Genomic DNA, 17479 nt, shown 5'->3' on the forward strand with positions numbered 1-17479 from the left:
CCCCCTAGGGTGTCGCCCAGCACTGACCGCACGCTGAGTGGGAGAACATGACGTCCTTGCTCGAGGGGGCCAAGAAGCTGGTCACCCGTGGGACCGACACCGGCGCCCGCATCGATGGTCTCGCCGCCGCCGCCGAGGCGGCGCGCGGGCGGCTCGACGACGCCCTCGTCGACGACGCCGAGAAGGTGGTCGACCGGGCCACCAGCCGGCTGCGCCTCTCGGCCGCGCACACCGTGGTCGCGATCGCCGGCGCCACCGGCTCGGGCAAGTCCTCCACCTTCAACGCCCTGACCGGGCTGGAGCTGTCCGCGGTCGGCGTACGTCGACCGACCACGTCGTGGGCCACCGCCTGCGTGTGGGGCAGCGACGGCGCCGGTGAGCTGCTCGACTGGCTGGGCATCCCGCCGCGGCACCAGACCACCCGCGACTCCATGCTCGACACCCGGCGCGAGTCGCAGGCGCTCGAGGGCGTGGTCCTGCTCGACCTGCCCGACCACGACTCGACCGAGGTCTCCCACCACCTCGAGGTCGACCGCCTGGTGGCGCTGGCCGACATGCTCGTGTGGGTCCTGGACCCCCAGAAGTACGCCGACGCCGCGATCCACGACCGCTACCTGGCGCCGCTGAAGACCCACGAGGGCGTCATGGTCGTGGTGCTCAACCACATCGACACCGTGCCGGCCGAGGGCCGCGAGGCGATGCTGGCCGACGTACGCCGCCTGCTCGAGGCCGACGGTCTGGGCCGGGTGCCCGTGATCGGGATCAGCGCCCGCCAGGGCCTGGGCCTCGACGAGCTGCGCGGTGAGATCGAGTCGCGGGTGCGGGCCAAGAAGATGACCGCCGAGCGGATCGAGTCCGACGTGCGCGCCGCCGCGGCCCGCCTGCAGGAGGCCGGGGGTGCCGCGCCGACCCGCGCGCTGTCCGACCAGCGGGTGCACGCGATGCAGGACGCCTTCGCCGAGGCCGCCGGGGTGCCGACCGTGGTCGAGGCCGTCGAGCGCTCGACCCGGCTGCGGGCCGGCCGGGCGACCGGCTGGCCGCTGGTCTCGTGGACCAGCCGGCTGCGTCCCGACCCGCTCAAGAAGATGCAGCTCGACCTCGGCGGCTCCGCCAAGGCGCTGCGCGGTCGCGAGAGCGCGGTGCCCCAGACGACGTCGGTGCAGCGGGCCCGGGTCGACTCCGAGGTGCGCTCCCTGGTCGACGAGGCGACGCAGGGCCTCGGGCGCCCCTGGGCCGACGCGGTGCGCCGCGCCTCGGTGCATCGCCTGCCCGAGATCGGCGACCGGCTCGACGACGCGCTGCGCGGCGTCGACCTGCAGACCTCCCGCATCCCGGTCTGGGCCGGGGTAGTGCGGGTGCTGCAGTGGGTGCTGGTCGTCACCGCGCTGGTCGGCGGCGCCTGGACGGTGGCCACCGCCCTGTCCGGCACCCTCGACGACACCCCCGTCTACGCCGGGGTCGCGCTGCCGCTGCTCCTGCTGCTCGGCGGGGTCGGGCTCGGGGTGCTGCTGGCACTGGTGTGCCGGGGACTGGTGGCCGGCACGGCCAGACGGCGCGCCTCGGTGGCCGACACCCGGCTGCGCGAGGCGGTCGGCGCGGTCGCCCACGACCTGGTGGTCAGTCCCGTCGAGGCCGAGCTCGCGGCGTACACCCGCGCGCGCGGCGGGCTGTCGAAGGCGCTCGCCGAGCGCTGAGCGCGCGCCCCGCTCGCGCGGGGGCCCGGGCGGGGGACCCCGGGGAGCCGGGGCGGGGCCGAGCAACTAGGCTCGGAAACATGGCGGAATATGTCTTCACACTGCGCAACGTGCGCAAGGCCCACGGTGACAAGGTCGTCCTCGACAACGTCACCCTCTCGTTCCTTCACGGCGCCAAGATCGGCGTGGTGGGCCCCAACGGCACCGGCAAGTCGTCGCTGCTGAAGATTATGGCCCAGCTCGACCACGCCAACAACGGCGACGCGATCCTCGACCCCGGTGCGACGGTCGGGATGCTCCAGCAGGAGCCCCCGCTCACCGAGGGCAAGACGGTCCTCGAGAACGTCGAGGAGGCGGTCGCCGAGACCAAGGCGAAGATGGCGCGCCTCGACGAGCTCTACATGATGATGGGCGACCCCGACGCCGACCAGGACAAGGTCGCGACCGAGGCCGGCGACCTGCAGAGCGAGCTCGACGCGGCCAACGTCTGGGACCTCGACAGCCGGCTCGACCAGGCGATGGACGCGCTGCGCTGCCCCCCGGCCGACGCCGTGGTCGACAACCTCTCCGGTGGCGAGCGCCGCCGGGTCGCGCTGTGCAAGCTGCTGCTCCAGCAGCCCGACCTGCTGCTGCTCGACGAGCCCACCAACCACCTCGACGCCGAGTCGGTGCAGTGGCTCGAGGGGCACCTGGCCAGCTACCCGGGCGCCGTCCTGGCCGTGACCCACGACCGGTACTTCCTCGACAACGTCGCCCAGTGGATCCTCGAGCTCGACCGGGGCCAGGCGCACCCCTACGAGGGCAACTACTCCACCTACCTGGAGACCAAGAAGGACCGGCTCAAGGTCGAGGGGCAGAAGGACGCCAAGCGCGCCAAGATGCTCGAGAAGGAGCTGGAGTGGGTGCGCTCGAACCCCAAGGCGCGCCAGGCCAAGAGCAAGTCGCGGCTCGCGCGCTACGAGGAGATGGCGGCCGAGGCCGACCGGATGCGCAAGATCGACACCTCCGAGATCAACATCCCGGCCGGGCCCCGGCTTGGTGACGTGGTGCTCGAGGCCAAGGGCCTGACCAAGGGCTTCGAGGGCCGCACCCTCATGCACGACCTGTCCTTCTCGCTGCCCCGCGCCGGCATCGTCGGCGTCATCGGCCCCAACGGCGTCGGCAAGACCACCCTGTTCCGGATGATCACCGACCAGGAGCAGCCCGACGAGGGCTCGCTCGACGTGGGTCAGACCGTCAAGATCTCCTACGTCGACCAGAGCCGCGGCGGCCTCGACGCGACCAAGAACGTGTGGGAGGTCGTCTCCGACGGGCTCGACTTCATCAAGGTCGCGAACTTCGAGATGAACTCGCGCGCGTACGTCGCCTCGTTCGGCTTCAAGGGCCCCGACCAGCAGAAGAAGGCCAACGTCCTGTCCGGTGGTGAGCGCAACCGCCTCAACCTGGCGCTGACGCTGAAGATGGGCGGCAACCTGCTGCTGCTCGACGAGCCCACCAACGACCTCGACGTCGAGACCCTGTCCTCGCTCGAGGACGCGCTGCTCGACTTCCCCGGCTGCGCCGTGGTCACCTCCCACGACCGGTGGTTCCTCGACCGCGTCGCGACCCACATCCTGGCCTGGGAGGGCGACGAGGACGACCCGGCGAGCTGGTTCTGGTTCGAGGGCAACTTCGCGGCCTACGAGGAGAACAAGATCGAGCGCCTGGGCGTCGAGGCGGCGCGGCCGCACCGCGTCACCCACCGTCGCCTCACGCGCGACTAGCAGCCCGCTCGGCCCGCCGGCCGGGACCGCTCAGCGGCCCGGCTGGCGGATCTCCATCTCGGGGTGGCAGGCCACCAGGGCGTCGGAGACGGCGTTCATCACCCGTCCCATCGCCGCGAGGTCCTCGGCGGGCACGAGGTCGACGAGGTGGTCGCGCACGCCGTTGACGTGCACCGGTGCGCTCCGCTCCAGCAGCTCGCGCCCGGCGTCGGTCAACCAGCACATGATGCCGCGGCCGTCCTCGGGCGAGGAGCGGCGCTCGACCAGGCCGGCCCGCTCCATGCGGGCCACCGTGTGGGTGACCCGGCTGCGGCTGTGCGCCAGCGCGTCGGCGAGCTGCGCCATGCGCAGGCGCCCGTCGCGCTCGGAGAGGCGCACGAGGATCTCGTACTCGGTCAGCGAGAGCCCGCAGCCCTGCCGCAGGTCGTCGTCGAGCCGGTCGAAGAGCAGCGTCGAGCCAAGCACGAGCGCACGCCAGGCGTGCTGCTGCTCGGTGTCGAGCCAGCGCCCGGTGACGCGGGCGGGGGAGCTGTCGGTGCTGGTCACGCCCCACACTGTAGTGCGGCCCCCATGCCGCGCGGCACACCCAGGACGGGCGAGACCCCCGGCACCGAGGTGCCGGGGGTCTCGTCGAGCGGGCCGTGCGGCCCGGTTGAGCGGGTGGCTCAGAGACGCTCGAGGATGAGCGCCATGCCCTGGCCGCCACCGACGCACATGGTGATCAGGCCGGTGCTCTTGTCGTGCCACTCCAGGCTGTTGAGCATGGTGTTCTGCAGGCGGGCGCCGGTCATGCCGAAGGGGTGGCCCACGGCGATCGCGCCACCGTTGACGTTGAGGCGGTCCAGGTCGATGCCGAGGTCCTGGTAGGACGGCACCACCTGCGCGGCGAAGGCCTCGTTGATCTCGACGAGGTCGATGTCGCCGATGCTCATGCCGGCGTGCTTGAGGGCGTTGCGGGTCGCCTCGACCGGGCCGAGGCCCATGATCTCGGGGGACAGGCCGCTCACGCCGGTGGAGACGATGCGCGCCAGCGGCTTGAGGCCGAGCTCCTCGGCCTTGGTGTCGCTCATGATGACGACCGCGGCGGCGCCGTCGTTGAGGGCGCAGCAGTTGGCCGCGGTCACGACGCCGTCGGGACGGAAGACCGGCTTGAGGTCCTTGATCGCGTCGTAGGTGACGCCGGCGCGCGGGCCGTCGTCGGCCGAGACGACCGTGCCGTCGGGCAGCGTCACCGGGGTGATCTCGCGGGCCCAGAAGCCGTCGTTGATTGCCTTCTCGGCGAGGTTCTGGCTGCGGACGCCGAACTCGTCGAGCTCCTTGCGGTCGAGCCCGCGCAGCCGCGCGACGTTCTCGGCCGTCTGGCCCATGGCGATGTAGACGTCGGGCAGCGCGCCGTTCTCGCGGGGGTCGACCCAGTCCTGGCCGCCCTCGGCGAGCTTGTCGGTGCGGGCCTTGGCCTCGTCGAAGAGGTGGTTGTGGGTGTCGGGCCAGTGGTCCGAGGTGCCCTTGGCGAAGCGCGAGACGGTCTCGACGCCCGAGGAGATGAAGACGTCGCCCTCGCCCGCCTTGATGGCGTGGAAGGCCATCCGGGTGGTCTGCACCGAGGAGGAGCAGTAGCGGGTGATGGTCGCGCCGGGCACGTCGTCCATGCCGTTGAGGACGTTGACGACGCGCGCCAGGTTGTTGCCCGACTCGCCGCCGGGCAGGCCCACGCCCATGTAGTGGTCGTCGACGCTGTTGGGGTCGAGCGCCGGGACCTTGTCGAGCGCGGCCTTGATGATCAGCGCGCTCAGGTCGTCGGGACGCATGTCCTTGAGCGAACCCTTGTTGGCGCGGCCGATGGGCGAGCGGGCGGTGGAGACGATGACTGCCTCAGGCATGGATGGGGACCGGCTCTCTGTTCGGGGACGATGAAGTCGCTGCCACCCTAGTCGAGGGTCCGGTGCGGGTCGGCGGACGTGTCGCGGGTCTCCCCCCACGTGGGGTCCGGTCGGGCCGACGCGGACGTACTCTCGGTATGTCCGACGTCCCGCAGCAGAACCTGGAGCCCCACATGGTCACCGTCACCACCCCCGTCGCCGTCCTCTACGTCCTCACCCTCGCCGTCGCGGCGCTGGTCGGTGCCGTGGTCACGGGTGTCGCCGCCACCGCCCTCACCGGCCACCGCCGTCGCCGTCGTGCGGCCGGCCTGAGCATCCCCGTCTACTACCGGGGTCTCAGCGGCGCGCGCTGACCCGCGGGCGCCCGGCGGGTCTGGCACGATCGCCCGATGCGCCACCGCTACGAGTGCCCCGTGCGCTGGGCCGACCTCGACCTGCTCGGACACGTCAACAACGTCGTGTACGTCGACTACCTGCAGGAGGCGCGCGTCGACATGATGCGCCACCACCGGGGCGGTGCCGCCGCGCAGCAGTCGGCCGAGGGCCTCGTCGAGGGCCTGGTCGTGGTGCGCCACGAGGTCGACTACCGCACGCCCCTGCTGTTCCGGTTCGCGCCGGTGAGCATCGAGTGCTGGGTGGTGCAGGTGCGCGCCGCCAGCTTCACGATGGCCTACGAGATCTTCGACGAGCACCCCGACGGCAGCCGCACCGTCCACCTCACGGCCACGACCGTGCTGACCCCCTTCGTCTTCAGCCAGGAGCGGCCTCGGCGGCTCACGGCCGAGGAGCGCCTGGCGCTCGCCGCCTACGTCGAGGACCCCGGCCCGGGGGAGCGGGCCACCCGCACCCCGGCGCACCGCGAGGAGGCCGGGCACTACCCCGTGCACGTGCGCTTCAGCGACGTCGACGTCTACGGCCACGTCAACAACGTGCGCTACTTCGAGTACCTGCAGGAGGCCCGCATCTCGCTCCTGGCGCGCCTGTGGGACGACCCGGCCGGGGCGAGCCGCGCCTCGATGGTCCTGGCGCGCGCCGAGGTCGACTACAAGGTGCCGATCCTGCACCGCGAGGCGGCGTACGACGCCTGGTCGTGGGTCAGCCACGTCGGCACCAGCTCGGTGGTCGTCGAGAGCGAGATCTGCGACGGCGGGACCGTCCTGGCGCGGGCCCGGGTGGTGCTCGTCTTCGTCGACGCGGGCACCGGGCGCTCGGCGCCGCCGCCGGCGGCCCAGCGCGAGCCGCTCGCGGCGATGCTGGCTCGCGCCGGCTGAGCCGACCCGTCGAGCCGGTCGAGCGGTCGGGCGGGGCCCGTCAGTCGAGGGTGTTGACCATGAACTGGGCGGCGTGGGTGACGTAGTCCCAGAACGTCTGGCGCTGCTCCTCGGTGAGGTCGACCTCGTCGAGGGCGGCCCGGAAGTGCAGCAGCCAGTGGTCACGGGCCTCGGGGTTGACCGCGAAGGGGGCGTGGCGCATCCGCAGCCGGGGGTGGCCCCGGGTGTCGGAGTACGTGGTGGGCCCGCCCCAGTACTGCATCAGGAACAGCGCGAAGCGGTCCTCGGCCGGGGCCAGGTCCTCCTCGGGGTACATCGGGCGCAGCACCTCGTCGCCGGCCACGCCCTCGTAGAAGCGGTGCACGATCGCGCGGACCGTCGCCTCGCCCCCGATCTCGTCGTAGAACGTCACCGGCCCATCATCTCGCTGTCGGCCGCGGGCTCCTCCGAGGCACCCCGGGCGTCGCGCTCGTCGCGGTGCCACACCACCCGCTGCGGGAAGGGGATCTCGATGCCCTCGATGTCGAAGCGGGCCTTGATGCGCTGGCGCATCTCGCGCGCGACACCCCACTGCAGGCCGGGGGCGGTCTTGAGCGCCACCCGCACCGCGATGCCGTCGGCGCCCAGCTCCTGCACGCCCCAGACCGAGGGCTCCTCGATGACCTTGCCCTTGAAGTCCTCGTCGTCCCACAGGTCGTGGGCGACGTCCTCGAGCACCCGGCGCACCTCGACCAGGTCGGCGTCGTAGGAGACCGAGACGTCGAGCACGGTGCGGGCCCAGTTCTGGCTCATGTTGCCGACCCGGGCGATCTCGCCGTTGCGGACGTACCAGACGGTGCCGTTGATGTCGCGCAGCCGCGTGACGCGCAGGCTGACGGCCTCGACGGTGCCGATGGCCTCGCCCAGGTCGATCTCGTCGCCGACGCCGTACTGGTCCTCGAAGATCATGAAGACGCCCGAGAGGAAGTCGGTGACCAGGGACTGGGCGCCGAAGCCGACGGCCAGGCCCACGATGCCGGCGCTGGCGATGATCGGTGCGATGTTGACGCCGATCTCGCTGAGCACCATCGTGCCCACGATCGCCAGCACGAGGCCGGTGATGATGCTCTTGAGCAGGCTCCCCATCGTCTTGGCCCGCTGCACCCGGCGGGTGGCGTTGAGCGACTCGCTCGCCGCCTGCACCTTCGCGGCGCGGCCCTTGCGGAAGCGGTGCACCTGGTCGGGCAGCACCCCGTCCTGGGCGCGGGCCACGATCCGGTCCACCACGCGGTGCAGCACCCAGCGCAGCACGAAGCCGAGGAGGACGAGCCCCAGGACCGCCATCGGCTTGCCGATCAGCAGGTCGGCGGTGTTCGCGAGCTTGTCGCTGCCGGTCTGGCCCTTGACCCAGTTGCAGACCTGCTCGGACTCGTCGCACCGACCCTTGATCAGGGAGGACAGGGATACGAGGGGAACCATGCCTGCCAGTCAAACAGGTGGCCGGTGCCGACCCCCAACCCTGCACGTGTCGACCGGGTCACGTCCGGCGGGCCGACGGCTCTTCCCGGTCCCGCTCCCGGCCCGGGTGACCAGGGAGGTGGGCGCGGTTCGAGAGGTGGGTGGCGAGCCGATATCCTTCGGTCGTGAGCACCCTGATCACCTCCTCCGTCCTGGCCCGTCGTGCCCGCACGCTGCTGCTCGCGCTCGGCGCGGCCGGCACCGCCGTCGTGCTCAGCGCCGCACCGGCCGCCGCCGACGTCCCCGAGGGCTGGTCCGACCCGGCCGCCGTCGACCCGCTCGGCTGGCTGCTGGTCCTCGTCGGGCTGCCCGTGCTCGGCGCGCTCGTGCTGACGGCGCTGGTCTACGGCCCGCCGCTGGCGCGCGGGGAGCGGGTGGCGCCGGGTGCGCCGCCGGTCGAGAACCAGTGGATCGGCGGCCCGCGCCGGGCCACCGGTGAGCTCGCGGCCCCCGACAACGACGACTCGCAGGCGGGTGGCTCCAGTGCCCGCTGGTGACCCCTTCTCCTCCGCCGAGCACGCGGCGCTCGACGCGACGATCCGTCGCGCCGAGCAGCTGTGCCGCATGGAGATCTCGGTCTTCGTCGGCAACGCCGAGGGCGAGCCCCGGGCCTTCGCGACCAGCCTGCACAACACGCTCGTGGCGCCCTCGCGCAGCATCCTGATCATGGTCGACCCGACCCAGCGGTTCCTCGAGATCGTCACGGGCGGGTTCGTGCGGCGCACCCTCAGCGACCGCGAGGTCGAGCTGGCCGCCCTGCACATGCAGCAGGACTTCGCCGCCGGCGACCTCGCCGGCGGCCTGCGCCGCGGCATCGAGATGCTCGCCGAGCACGCGCGGCCCCCGCGCACCCTGCACGCCAAGGCCTGACAGCCGAGCAGTCACTTCTGAACCTTCGAGCGGTCACTCCTGACCGCCGAGAGGTTCAGACGTGACCTCTCGGTGGTTCAGAAGTGACCGCTCGGCCGTCAGCGGCGGGCGTCCCGCTCCTGGGCGGCCAGCGCGCGCAGCACGTCGGCGCGGCCCTCGAGCACGAAGCGCTGGGCGGCGGCGGGCGCCGCGGTGCGCTCGAGCCAGGCGTCGACCTCCTCCACCAGCTCCGCGCTCGCGAGCGGGCTGGGGAAGATGTAGTTGAGCACGGTCGAGGCGCGGTGGGTGCCCAGGTGGTCCCAGAGCGTCTCGGCGGCCTCGAGGTACTTGTCGGCGTACGGCGCCAGCACCTCCTCCTGGCCCTGGCGCATGAACGAGAGCACGATGGAGCGGGCGGTCTCGTTGGGCACGTCGGTGCGCTCGACCGCCAGCTCCCACGCCTCGGCCTTGGCGTCGGCGTCGGGACGGGCGGCGCGGGCCGCGGCGGCGTGCTCCTGGCCCGAGATGGTGGCGTCCCCGGCCAGCTCGTCCTCGATGCGCGAGCCGGCGCGGCCCGCGGCGGCCAGCGAGGTCACCAGCGACCAGCGCAGGTCCTGGTCGACGCTGAGGCCCTCGATCTCCCAGGTGCCGTCGAGCAGGCCGGCCACGTCGTCGAGGGCGCGGTCGCTGTGCGCCGCTCCCGCGTAGGAGCGCACGAAGGTCAGCTGCTGGTCACTGCCGGGCTCGGCGGCCAGCGCCAGCTCGCGCAGCCCGGTCTCCCAGCGCGCCAGCAGGGCGGCGCGCCCCTCGGGTGCGGAGTACGCCGAGGCCGCGGTCGCGGCGGTGCTCGGGATCCGGCTGACGCCCCAGGGGTCGGTCTCGCTGCCGATGTTGGCCAGCACCAGCTCGACGTAGTCGGTGGCGGCCATCTCGGCGTCGCGGGTCATGTCCCACGCCGCGCCCCACACCAGCGCGCGCGCCAGCGAGTCGTCGACGCGCGAGAGGCCCGCGATGGCGGTGGCCAGCGAGCGCTCGTCGAGCCGGATCTTGGCGTAGGTCAGGTCGGCGTCGTTGAGCAGCAGCAGGTCGGGCTGCGCCTCCCCGGCGAGATCGGCGATCTCGGTGAGCTCGCCCTCGACGTCGGTCTCGACGTAGCGGGTGCGCACCAGGCGGCCCTCGACCTCGTTGTAGAGGCCGATCCCGAGGCGGTGGCGACGCAGCTGCGGCCAGTCGGGGTGGGCGCCCTGGCGCACGGCCAGGCGGGTGTAGCGGCCCTCGGTGTCGAGGTCGAACTCGGCGCTGAGGGTGTTCACGCCGGCGGTCTGCAGCCACTCCTTGGCCCAGCCCGACAGCTCGCGGCCCGAGGACTTCTCCAGCGCGGCGAGCAGGTCGGCGAACTCGGAGTTGCCGTAGGCGAAGTCCTTGAAGTACTGCTGCAGCCCGCCGAGGAAGTCCTCGAGGCCGACCCAGGCCACCAGCTGCTTGAGCACCGAGGCGCCCTTGGCGTAGGTGATCATGTCGAAGTTGACCTCGACGGCCTGGAGGTCGTGGTTGTCGGCCGCGATCGGGTGCGTGCTGGGCAGCTGGTCGGCGCGGTAGCCGGTCTGCTTGCGCGCGTTGGCGAAGCCGGTCCAGGAGTCGGTGAACTCCGTGGCCTCCACCTCGGCGTGGTAGCAGGCCCACTCGGCGAACGACTCGTTGAGCCACAGGTCGTCCCACCACTTCATGGTCACCAGGTCGCCGAACCACATGTGGGCCATCTCGTGCAGGATCACCGAGCAGCGGAACTCGTAGAACGAGCGCGGCTGGCGCGAGCGCGGCAGGTACTCGTCGCGCAGCGTCACGGCGCCGGCGTTCTCCATCGCGCCCATGTTGTACTCCGGCACGTAGAGCTGGTCGTACTTGCCGAAGGGGTAGGGGAAGTCGAAGGCCTCCTCGAAGAACGCGAAGCCCTGCCGGGTGATGGTCAGGACGTCGTCGAGGTCGCGCTCGAGGTACTCCACCAGCGACTGGCGGCAGTAGTGGCCCAGCGGGATGGTGCCGTGCTTGCCCTCGTAGGAATCCTGGACCTCGTGGTACTCGCCGGCGATCAGCGCGGTGATGTAGGTCGACATCGGCTTCGTGGGCTCGAACTCCCACACGGCGCGGCCGTCGCCGAGGCCCTGCGGCTCGGGGGTGGGGGAGTTGGAGACGACCTTCCAGTCCTGGGGCGCGGTGACCCGGAAGCTGAAGACCGACTTGAGGTCGGGCTGCTCGAAGGTCGTGTAGACGCGCCGGGCGTCGGGCACCTCGAACTGCGAGTAGAGGTAGACCCGGTCGTCGGCGGGGTCGACGAAGCGGTGCAGGCCCTCGCCGGTGTGGGAGTAGGTGCAGTCGGCCCGCACGACCAGCTCGTTGTCGGCCGCGAGGTCGTCGAGCGCGATCCGGCTGTCGGCGTACGCCGTCGCGGGGTCGAGGCTGCGCCCGTTGAGGGTGATCTCGTGGACGGTCGCGTCGACGAGGTCGGCGAAGGTGGCCGCCCCCGGCTCGCTGCAGGTGAAGGAGATGGTGGTCGTGGACGCGAAGGTCTTCTCGCCCGTCGTGAGGTCCAGGTCGATGGAGTACGACGTGACGTCCAGGAGGGCGGCGCGGGTGGCGGCCTCGTCCCGGGTGAGGTTGGTTCCAGGCATGGCGCCGATCATCGCACCGCCCGGCCCCGGGACCGCAACCAGATAGGCGGAGCACCCCTGGCCGCGCCGGGCCCGGCGTGGCAGGGTCTCCTGGGGCGGGTGAGTCCTGCTGCGACCGGTGTGACAAAAGTGAAAAAAATTGACTCGACCGGCGTGTCGGTGCTTGACGTGGGGTTTAATCCCCACTCGTGATGATGACTCGGGATGCGCTGCGCGCTGTGACGAGCCGACCCCCCGGGCCGGGCGCCCGTCGGGGCGCGGGGCGCCTGGCGGGGCTGCTGCTCGCGCTGGCCGTCTCCTTGGTGGTCCTGCCGGCCGTGCCGGCGCAGGGCTACTCGACCTACCTGTGCACCGGCTACGCCTCGTGCGAGTCGAAGGGCTACTCACACGCCGGCTACCGCACCGCGGGCCAGCAGATGTACTGGCGGATGTACGCCGGGCACAACTGCACCAACTACGTCGCCTACCGCCTGGTGCAGAACGGGATGCCCAACGAGCGCCCGTGGACCGGCAGCGGCAACGCCACCAACTGGGGCGAGGCCATGAAGCACCTGGTCGACGGCACCCCGGTCGTCGGCTCGATCGCCTGGTGGCGCGCCGGGGTGCCCGGCGGCGGGTCCGTGGGCCACCTGGCCTACGTCGAGCAGGTGGTCTCGCCCGACGAGATCATCGTCTCGGAGGACTCCTGGGGCGGCGACTTCCACTGGCGCCGCATCACCACGTCGGGCTCGGGCTGGCCGACCGGCTTCATCCACTTCCGCGACCAGCAGGTCGAGGCGCAGGAGGCGCCCAGCATCACCGGCGACGCCGCGGTCGGCGCGACCCTGCGCGCCACCCCGGGCAGCTGGAAGCCCGCGAGCAGCACGCGCCTGCAGTGGTACGCCGGCAACACCCCGATCGCCGGCGCCGACGAGGAGACCTTCACCCCCACCGCCGCGCAGCGCCGCAACCGCCTCTCGGTGGCCGTCGTGGCCACCAAGAAGGGCTACGCCGACGGCACCGCGACGTCCTCGCGCACCAGCAAGGTCAAGCCCGGCACCCTCACCACGCGCAGCGCGCCCACCGTCACCGGCACCGCCCGCGTCGACGAGGTCCTGACCGCGACCCGCGGCGGCTACGAGCCGACCCCCGAGCAGACCGGCCTGCAGTGGTACGCCGACGGCTCGCCCCTCGAGGGGGCCACGACGGCGCGGCTGCGGCTGACGCCGGAGCTGGTCGACAAGCGGGTCGAGGTGCGCGAGACCGCGACCCTCGACGGCTACCGCACCAGCACCGTCGCGGTCGACGCCGGCCGGGTGGCGCCGGGCGTGCTCGTGGTGTCGGAGCCCTTCACGCTCACGGGCAAGGCCCGCCTGGGCAAGACCCTCGAGGTCGGGCGCGGCACCTACGCCCCCGCCGACGCCGAGGTCACCTACACCTGGCGCCGCGACGGCCAGGTCGTCACCGGCTCCTCCGTCGGCGCCGGCGGACGCCGCTACTCCCTCGGCGAGGGCGACGTGGGCCGGGTCCTCGAGGTCACCGTCGAGGTCTCGCGACCCGGCTACACGACGTACACCGGCGTGCTGGGCACCGACGGCCCGGTCACCACCCGCTCGTCGATGGTGGTCGACGCGGTCGGGCGCACGCGCAAGGTGGTGGCCGACGTGTCCGTCACCGCCGCGGGGGTCGCGGAGCCCGGCGGGGTGGTGCGGCTGCTGGTCGGCGACCGCGAGAAGGTCGCCGAGCTCGAGGGCGGTGTCGTGCGGCTCCGGTTGGCCCGGCTCGACCCCGGCACCCACCGGGTGCGGGTCGTCTACGACGGCACCGACGTGGTCCGGCGCTCGCGCGAGGTCGTGCGGGTCGAGGTGCCCCGGCGCTGAGGCGACGGTCGGGGAATAGCCGGGCGGGGCAGGTGATTGAACCTTCCATGACTTCCGAGACCGCCACGGCGTCCAGCACGTCCACCACCTCCACGGCCGACTTCTGGTTCGACCCCCTCTGCCCCTTCGCCTGGATCACCTCGCGGTGGGTCCTCGAGGTCGAGAAGGTGCGCGACGTCGAGGTCAGCTGGCACCTGATGAGCCTGTCCTACCTCAACGAGGGCAAGGACGTGCCCGAGGAGTACCGCAAGGCGCTGGAGAAGGGCTGGGGCCCGGTGCGCGTCGCCATGGCCACCTGGCAGCGGCACGGCCAGGACCAGCTGCTCCCGCTCTACAGCGCCATGGGCACCCGCATCCACGACGACGGGCGCGGCCCCGAGCGCGACGTGGTCGTCGACGCCCTCGCCGAGGTGGGGCTGCCGTCGTCGCTGATCGAGGCGTGGGACGACGCGTCGTACGACGACGCCATCCGCGCCTCGCACCACGAGGGCATGGACCAGGTCGGCGACGAGGTCGGGACCCCGACCATCGCGATCGACGGCACCGCCTTCTTCGGCCCCGTGCTCACCTCGATCCCGCGCGGCGAGGAGGCCGGCCGGGTCTGGGACGGCGCGGTGCTGCTGGCCGGCTACCCGCAGTTCTTCGAGCTGAAGCGCTCGCGCACCGCGGAGCTCGACTTCAGCTGAGGCTGGGTCGGCCGGGTCAGCCGGCGGTGTCGAGGGCGGCCAGCTGCGACTGCTTGCGCTGCAGCGCCTCGCGGTGCTCGGGGCGGGCGTCGACCAGCAGGTCGTCGAGCATCGCGCGCAGGCGTCGGGGGATCTGCAGGCTGTCCGCGCCCCAGTGGGCGATCTCGTCGACCGCGAGGTCGAGCAGCTCGGCGAACGTGACCTCGCGCGTGACCAGCCGGGCCGTCCCGTCCCCGTCGAGGTGCACGGGGTAGGGGTCGGACTCGGCGGCGATGCGGTGCAGCAGGTCGTGCAGCTGGTCGACGACCTGCACGGCGGTCGTCGGGTCGTTGATGCCGGGGGAGAGGGCCCGCTCGGCGATGTCGACCAGGCGTCGCAGCCCGAAGGAGATGTCCTGCTGCAACGACCGCTCGCGGGCGAGGTCGAGGTGGCGACCCAGGACCCGGGTCCAGTCGACGTCCGTGCCGCGGCCGCCGTGCACCATCGCCAGCGGGCGCGACTCGACCAGGAACGTGCCGAGCGGGTGCAGCAGCTCGACCCGTACGTCGTGGCGCTGCGCGGCCGCGGCGACCTGGTCGACGTCGACCGCGTCGAGGTAGCCGCTGCTGCGCGCCAGCACCACCTGCTGGTGCCCCAGGTAGGGCAGGTCGGGCGGGCCGTCGGGCATGCGGGTGCGGGCGCCGCGCCCGCGCTCGAGCAGGCCGCGCGTCTCCGCGGCGCTGCGGTGCAGGATGTTGGAGATGCCCACCGAGGCCGTGATGTGGTTGATGAACATCAGGAACATCGCCACCGCCGCGACGACCAGCGCGAACGCCAGGGTCACCGCCAGCTGCGGGACGGGGCTGTCGCCCGCGTCGGCAAGCGACCTCAGCACGGTCAGGGCGTAGACGAAGGTGGCGGTGAAGACGCCCAGCGTGTGCTGGGTGACGCGGTCCTGCAGGAAGGTCTGCAGCACCCGGGGCGAGAACTGGCTGCTGGCCAGCTGCAGGACGACCATGGTGTTGGAGAAGACCAGCCCGGTCACCGAGATCATCGCGCCGGCGATGCTGGACAGCACGCTTCGCGCGCCCTCGACGTCGCCGGGGAAGAGGAAGGGCAGCAGGTCGGACAGGCCGGTCGAGTCGAGCCGGGGGACCACCAGCCCGAGCGCGATCGCGCCGAGCGACCACAGGGCCGGGACCACCCAGAACGGGCGCACCAGCCGGCTGGCCAGGCGGGCGAACCAGCCCCGCCCGGCCTGGCGGCCGGAGGGTGCGGCAGGCACGGGGCTGGGCTGCGGCTGCGGGGTGCTCACCGCCCCATTCCTACCGCCTGGGGGTCGGGGCGGCAGTGACAGGGGATCGACACTGTGACGGCAGTGACGCATGATGTCAGTGATGTCTAGCCCACCGCTGCCGCGCCGCACCCTGGTCACCCGGGCCGCGGCCCTGTCGACCGTGCCCGCCCTCGGTGCCCTCGCGGGACCCCTCGCGCCGCCCGTCTCGGGTGCCACCACCACCCGTTCCGGCGGCGTGACCACCCACGAGATCAGCCTCGGCGGGCAGCGGCTCGCGCGCAGCGGGACGGGGCGCTGGGCCACCGGTCGCCTCGACACCGCGACGTACCGGATGCTCGCGCTGACCTGGAGCGGCGCAGCACCGGGCCTGCGGGTGCGCACCCGCAGCGGTGGCCGGTGGTCGTCGTGGCAGGCGCTGCGCGTTCTGCACGACGGGCCCGACGCCGGCAGCGGCGAGGACAAGGGACGCCGCGGCACCGACCCGCTGTGGCTGCCCGAGGCCGACGGCGTCGAGGTGCTCGTCGTCGGACGGCGACCCAGCGACCTCCGCCTGGTGCTGATCCACGCCGAGCAGCGCGCGCAGGACGCACGGGTGCGTCCGTCGCTGCCCGGCGCCCGCGCCGCCGCCAAGGACGAGCCCACTGACGAGCCCACCGGCGAGCCCACCGACGAGCCGGCCGAGGAGGGCGACGCCACGGCCCGCCGTCCGAGCCGCTCGCCGCGACCGCGGCTGCTGAGCCGCAGCGACTGGGGCGCCGACGACTCCTGGCGCGACGGCAAGCCGGTGATGTGCCGCACCATCCACCAGGTGCACGTGCACCACACCGCCAGCGGCAACGACTACAGCCGCGGCGACGTACCGGCCCTGATCCGCTCCATGTACCGCTACCACACCCAGTCGCTGGGCTGGTCCGACATCGGCTACAACTTCCTGGTCGACAAGTTCGGCCGCACCTGGGTCGGGCGCGCCGGGGGCCCGGGGCGCCCCGTGCGCGGCGCCCACACGCTGGGGTTCAACAACACCTCGATGGGCGTCGCGGTCATCGGCAACCTCGAGACCACCGGGGTCACCTCCAAGACGGTCACCGCCCTGGTCAAGCTCGCGGCGTGGAAGCTCGACAAGTACCGCCGTCGCCCCTCGGGCAAGGTGCGGGTCTACTGCACCGGCAGCGACAAGTACCGGCGCGGCTGGGTCAAGCTGCGCGTCATCGACGGCCACCGCGACACCAACGACACCGCCTGCCCGGGCCAGTCGCTCTACGCCAAGCTGCCCGCGATCCGGCGCCGCACCCGCAAGCGCGCCAAGAAGTACGGCGGCACCGGCTGAGCCGGCGCCCTGCCCGACTCACACCCCGCCGACGTAGGTCCCCGAGCCCGCCGCCGCGATCGCGTCCTTGACCGCCTTCGCCACCCAGGCGACCTCGGCGTCGTCGGCGACGTCGCGGGCCCGGGCCCGCACCCGCGAGGCCCGCATGCCCTGGTGGTCGACGACCTTGTGGCGCGCCCGACGGCGTGCAGCAGCGCGACGAGGGCCGCCGTACGCGGGTCGGGCCCGGCGCCGCCGACCAGCACCGAGGTCAGCTCGCGCCGCAGCACGGCCTCGCGGGTGCCGTCGCGCTCGGGCCAGCGGGTGCGGTGGAACAGCCCGAGCACGGTGTCGTCGCGCCGCTCGAGCACCCCCTGCTCGACGAGGCGCCCGGCCAGCGGTTCCTCGACCCCGCGCCCGAGGCGGGTCACCAGGTGCTGCGGGCTGCGCTCCTTGTGGGCCACCTCGGTCCAGGCCGCCGCGAGCAGGGCGTCCGTGGGGGCGTCGGTGCCGAGGGCGCGCACCGTCCGGCGGCGCAGCAGCCCGCCGTGCTCGACGACCTCGACGCGCCCGGCCCGGTCGAGCTCGACGAGCAGCGCGCCCCCCAGCGCGGGCACCAGGTAGGTGCTGCCGTGGGGTGCTCCCGAGGCGTCGTCGAGCAGCAGGAGCAGCAGGTCCTCCGCGACCGACGTGGTCATGACCTCGACGGTAGCCGCACCGCCGCACCGG

Annotated in this window: 16 protein-coding genes; 9 read left to right on the plus strand and 7 right to left on the minus strand. The window is 72.7% G+C overall.

Annotated elements, in window-relative coordinates; all coding sequences use genetic code 11:
* Positions 1 to 47 precede the first annotated feature (47 nt).
* Positions 48 to 1694, plus strand: coding sequence for a GTPase (locus H0S66_RS13305; protein ID WP_179615807.1), 1647 nt, complete (start codon positions 48 to 50; stop codon positions 1692 to 1694).
* An 80-nt stretch (positions 1695 to 1774) separates the two neighbouring features.
* Positions 1775 to 3457 carry an energy-dependent translational throttle protein EttA gene (ettA, locus tag H0S66_RS13310; RefSeq protein ID WP_179615808.1) on the plus strand — a complete coding sequence of 561 codons (1683 nt, stop codon included), beginning with the start codon at positions 1775 to 1777 and terminating at the stop codon, positions 3455 to 3457.
* A 30-nt stretch (positions 3458 to 3487) separates the two neighbouring features.
* Here ettA and H0S66_RS13315 read toward each other — a convergent pair whose 3' ends face one another.
* Together H0S66_RS13315 and H0S66_RS13320 are read right to left on the minus strand one after the other, a co-directional pair.
* Positions 3488 to 4003, minus strand: coding sequence for a MarR family winged helix-turn-helix transcriptional regulator (locus tag H0S66_RS13315; RefSeq protein WP_179615809.1), 516 nt, complete (start codon positions 4001 to 4003; stop codon positions 3488 to 3490).
* A gap of 119 nt (positions 4004 to 4122) precedes the next feature.
* Complete coding sequence (locus tag H0S66_RS13320) at positions 4123 to 5337, minus strand: acetyl-CoA C-acetyltransferase (protein WP_179615810.1); 1215 nt, start codon at positions 5335 to 5337, stop codon at positions 4123 to 4125.
* A 137-nt stretch (positions 5338 to 5474) separates the two neighbouring features.
* On the opposite strand from H0S66_RS13320, the gene H0S66_RS13325 reads away from it, so the two are divergent.
* Entirely contained in the window at positions 5475 to 5690 is a 216-nt protein-coding gene (locus tag H0S66_RS13325; protein WP_179615811.1) for a hypothetical protein, read from the plus strand.
* A gap of 36 nt (positions 5691 to 5726) precedes the next feature.
* Positions 5727 to 6608, plus strand: a complete 882-nt coding sequence (locus H0S66_RS13330; RefSeq protein WP_179615812.1) for an acyl-CoA thioesterase — start codon at positions 5727 to 5729, stop codon at positions 6606 to 6608.
* Between the two features lie 40 nt (positions 6609 to 6648).
* Here the strand turns inward: H0S66_RS13330 and H0S66_RS13335 are convergent, their stop codons facing one another.
* Positions 6649 to 7020, minus strand: coding sequence for a globin (locus H0S66_RS13335; protein WP_179615813.1), 372 nt, complete (start codon positions 7018 to 7020; stop codon positions 6649 to 6651).
* Positions 7017 to 8066, minus strand: coding sequence for a mechanosensitive ion channel family protein (locus H0S66_RS13340; RefSeq protein WP_179615814.1), 1050 nt, complete (start codon positions 8064 to 8066; stop codon positions 7017 to 7019). Before H0S66_RS13340 ends, H0S66_RS13335 begins: the two co-directional genes overlap by 4 nt.
* Positions 8067 to 8230: 164 nt before the next feature.
* Between H0S66_RS13340 and H0S66_RS13345 the strand changes: the two genes are divergently transcribed.
* Together H0S66_RS13345 and H0S66_RS13350 are read left to right on the plus strand one after the other, a co-directional pair.
* Entirely contained in the window at positions 8231 to 8602 is a 372-nt protein-coding gene (locus H0S66_RS13345) for a hypothetical protein (protein WP_179615815.1), read from the plus strand.
* Positions 8589 to 8975 carry a DUF5130 family protein gene (locus H0S66_RS13350; protein WP_179615816.1) on the plus strand — a complete coding sequence of 129 codons (387 nt, stop codon included), beginning with the start codon at positions 8589 to 8591 and terminating at the stop codon, positions 8973 to 8975. Before H0S66_RS13345 ends, H0S66_RS13350 begins: the two co-directional genes overlap by 14 nt.
* Before the next feature lie 98 nt (positions 8976 to 9073).
* Here H0S66_RS13350 and pepN read toward each other — a convergent pair whose 3' ends face one another.
* A complete protein-coding gene (gene pepN / locus H0S66_RS13355; protein ID WP_179615817.1) occupies positions 9074 to 11623 on the minus strand; it encodes an aminopeptidase N in 2550 nt (849 codons plus the stop codon).
* 218 nt (positions 11624 to 11841) lie between these two features.
* On the opposite strand from pepN, the gene H0S66_RS13360 reads away from it, so the two are divergent.
* The gene (locus H0S66_RS13360; RefSeq protein WP_179615818.1) at positions 11842 to 13482 is read left to right on the plus strand and encodes a CHAP domain-containing protein; all 1641 of its coding nucleotides are present in this window, start codon (positions 11842 to 11844) and stop codon (positions 13480 to 13482) included.
* Positions 13483 to 13529: 47 nt separating this feature from the next.
* Complete coding sequence (locus H0S66_RS13365; protein WP_179615819.1) at positions 13530 to 14168, plus strand: mycothiol-dependent nitroreductase Rv2466c family protein; 639 nt, start codon at positions 13530 to 13532, stop codon at positions 14166 to 14168.
* 16 nt (positions 14169 to 14184) lie between these two features.
* On the opposite strand, the gene H0S66_RS13370 is transcribed toward H0S66_RS13365, so the two are convergent.
* Complete coding sequence (locus H0S66_RS13370; protein WP_179615820.1) at positions 14185 to 15462, minus strand: DUF2254 domain-containing protein; 1278 nt, start codon at positions 15460 to 15462, stop codon at positions 14185 to 14187.
* Positions 15463 to 15544: 82 nt separating this feature from the next.
* Here H0S66_RS13370 and H0S66_RS13375 point away from each other — a divergent pair, with 82 nt between their 5' ends.
* Positions 15545 to 16771, plus strand: coding sequence for an N-acetylmuramoyl-L-alanine amidase (locus H0S66_RS13375; RefSeq protein WP_179615821.1), 1227 nt, complete (start codon positions 15545 to 15547; stop codon positions 16769 to 16771).
* Here the strand turns inward: H0S66_RS13375 and H0S66_RS13380 are convergent.
* Positions 16702 to 17448, minus strand: a complete 747-nt coding sequence (locus H0S66_RS13380; protein ID WP_180923625.1) for a GOLPH3/VPS74 family protein — start codon at positions 17446 to 17448, stop codon at positions 16702 to 16704. The genes H0S66_RS13375 and H0S66_RS13380 overlap by 70 nt on opposite strands.
* Positions 17449 to 17479 lie beyond the last annotated feature (31 nt).

The organism is Nocardioides marinisabuli, from assembly GCF_013466785.1.
GTDB classification, from domain to species: Bacteria; Actinomycetota; Actinomycetes; order Propionibacteriales; family Nocardioidaceae; genus Nocardioides; species Nocardioides marinisabuli.

Bases quoted from the DNA above. Each gene is read 5' to 3' on its own strand.
- H0S66_RS13305 (WP_179615807.1), top strand. From the start codon at position 48: ATGACGTCCTTGCTCGAGGGGGCCAAGAAGCTGGTCACCCGTGGGACC.
- ettA (WP_179615808.1), top strand. From the start codon at position 1,775: ATGGCGGAATATGTCTTCACACTGCGCAACGTGCGCAAGGCCCACGGT.
- H0S66_RS13320 (WP_179615810.1), bottom strand. From the start codon at position 5,337: ATGCCTGAGGCAGTCATCGTCTCCACCGCCCGCTCGCCCATCGGCCGC.
- H0S66_RS13325 (WP_179615811.1), top strand. From the start codon at position 5,475: ATGTCCGACGTCCCGCAGCAGAACCTGGAGCCCCACATGGTCACCGTC.
- H0S66_RS13330 (WP_179615812.1), top strand. From the start codon at position 5,727: ATGCGCCACCGCTACGAGTGCCCCGTGCGCTGGGCCGACCTCGACCTG.
- H0S66_RS13340 (WP_179615814.1), bottom strand. From the start codon at position 8,066: ATGGTTCCCCTCGTATCCCTGTCCTCCCTGATCAAGGGTCGGTGCGAC.
- pepN (WP_179615817.1), bottom strand. From the start codon at position 11,623: ATGCCTGGAACCAACCTCACCCGGGACGAGGCCGCCACCCGCGCCGCC.
- H0S66_RS13365 (WP_179615819.1), top strand. From the start codon at position 13,530: ATGACTTCCGAGACCGCCACGGCGTCCAGCACGTCCACCACCTCCACG.
- H0S66_RS13375 (WP_179615821.1), top strand. From the start codon at position 15,545: ATGTCTAGCCCACCGCTGCCGCGCCGCACCCTGGTCACCCGGGCCGCG.
- H0S66_RS13380 (WP_180923625.1), bottom strand. From the start codon at position 17,448: ATGACCACGTCGGTCGCGGAGGACCTGCTGCTCCTGCTGCTCGACGAC.